Origin of the sequence: Longimicrobium sp. (assembly GCF_036554565.1) — a bacterium.
Classification (GTDB): domain Bacteria; phylum Gemmatimonadota; class Gemmatimonadetes; order Longimicrobiales; family Longimicrobiaceae; genus Longimicrobium.
On record NZ_DATBNB010000196.1, the window covers coordinates 1 to 2,138 of the forward strand.

Consider the following 2,138-nt stretch of genomic DNA (forward strand, 5'->3'; position numbering starts at 1 on the left):
ACTGCACCAGGCTCCGGGCGCGCCTCCAACTTCAACTCACCTCCAAGCAGGCCAGTCCGCGCAGGCGGACTTCGTGTGGTTGTTGCCGCGAATTCATTCGCCCGACCCAGCCGAGGCTTCTGCATCGTGGACCGCGCCCGCCGGGGTTTTGCTTTTCGGGGCGCGGGGTGCTAACCGTGTGGCGCGCCGACGCCGCACGTGGCGGACAGGTCGGGCTTTCCCTTGGCGGGCTGGCGAATGAATCAGCAGATGGTGCTGGAAATCGTGGGATACGTGGCCTCCATCCTGGTGGCCGTTTCGCTGATGATGAGCAGCATCCTCAAGCTGCGCCTCATCAACCTCGTGGGTTCGGCGGCGTTCACCGTGTACGGCGTGCTGATCCACGCGTACCCGGTGGCGGTGGTGAACCTGATCATCGTGTTCATCAACCTGTACTACCTGCGGCAGATGCTGGGCTCGCGGGAATTCTTCAAGCTGCTCCGCGTGCAGCCCGGCTCGGAGTACCTCGCCGCGTTCCTGGACTTTCACCGGGCGGAAATCCAGCGCTTCCTCCCGGGCTTCGCGTACGCGCCCGCGGAACGGCAGCTCATCTTCTTCGTGCTGCGCGACATGGTGCCGGCGGGCTTGTTCATCGGCGAAACGCGGGGCGACGGGGCGTTGCGGGTGGTGCTGGATTTCGTGACTCCGCAGTACCGCGACTTCAAGACGGGGCGATACCTGTTCGCCGACCAGGCGCACTTCTTCCGCGAGCAGGGCATCCGCGAGATCCTGAGCGAGCCCGGGAGCAAGGAGCACACGGAGTACCTGCGCCGAATGGGGTTCTCGCCCGGTGCCGACGGCGGAATGTACCGTCTCGCAGTCAGCGGCTGAGGGCGACGGCGTCCACGGGCGGGTGGACCCGCGGCTTGTACAGCGGCAAGCCCCGACACGGCCCGCTCGCGGCTTGCACGCCCGCCGCACCTGCCGAAGCCACACGATGTCATCCCGATGGAGCGGCCCCGTCGAACCTGCCCGAACACCATAATTCGCAGCGACTGAGGGATCCGCCACACACATCGGCTGATGCCTCATCGCTGCGGAAGCACCCAGGCTGCTTCTCATCAGCCGGCGAGCGCGGAACCGCCGGGTTGTGATCGAAGGAGGACGGCGGCTCGTCTGGCGGGCTGTGTGGCGGATCCCTCGGTCGCTGCAATCTGCGGTGCAGGCCTCAGGGTTTTCCGTGGCCGCTCCGTCGGGATGACAATGGTGCTTCGGCGGGTGCGGTGCACGCGCGGCCGTGGTGCACTCCGAGGCTCGCGTGCGCTTCGATTGCTGTGTGGCGGATCCCTCGGTCGCTGCGATCTGCCGTGCAGGCGTCGGCGTTCCCCGTGGCCGCTCCGTCGGGATGACAGGCGGGCGGTCCGGCAGGTGCGGCGTCGTGCCGGTGAAGCCCGCAGAAGAAGAAGCGCCGAGGCCTCGGGGGCGGTGCTCGCTGCCGCGCCCAAGCTGAGAGGTGGCCGCGGTTGGATCCTTCCGCCCGCGACGGATGTGTTGCGGGCCAGTTCGGTGCGCGTGGGCCTCAGGATGACAGCGCGTGGTGTTGCCGAGAGTTATGGTGGCGCGCCGGGCTGGCACCCTTCCCCCGCGGGGTTTGCGGGGGAAGGGCTGGGGATGGGGGGCGGCTGCGGCATGCGCCGGCCCCACTTCGGAATGCATCGCACAAACAGCGCGCGCCTGCCGCACTGGACGGCGTTCGCGCCCAGCCGCATCTTGTCCGCGCAGTTCCTTTCGCCTCTCTCCCCCGGATCGCGCCCCCCGTCATGGATTACGCACAGATCCGCCGTGGCCCCCTGCCCTTTCTCGTGGGCGCGGCAGCCGTCGTCATCCTGGTCGGCGGGATGCGCGCGGCGTCGGGAATCCTCAACCCCATGCTGATGGCGGGCTTCCTGGCCCTGCTCTTTCAGCCGCTCACCCGCAGGCTGCGCCGGTGGGGGATGGCGGGCGGGCTGGCGGTGACGCTCGTGGTGATCGGCGTGGTGATCTCGGGGCTGCTGCTGATTGCCTTCGTGGGCGAGTCGCTGCGGCAGATCGCGGTGGAGTTTCCCAGCACCCGCGCGGAGCTCGACGCCATGATCGGCGGGCTCTCCGCCAAGCTGGCC

At 68.5% G+C, this 2,138-nt stretch carries 2 protein-coding genes; both read left to right on the plus strand.

Going from position 1 to position 2,138, the window contains the following annotated elements:
* Positions 1–237 precede the first annotated feature (237 nt).
* Positions 238–870: a hypothetical protein gene (locus tag VIB55_RS05360; protein WP_331875638.1), complete on the plus strand. Its 633-nt coding sequence runs from the start codon at positions 238–240 to the stop codon at positions 868–870.
* A gap of 929 nt (positions 871–1,799) precedes the next feature.
* The coding region (locus VIB55_RS05365) for an AI-2E family transporter (protein ID WP_331875639.1) at positions 1,800–2,138 on the plus strand (339 nt) is incomplete at its 3' end.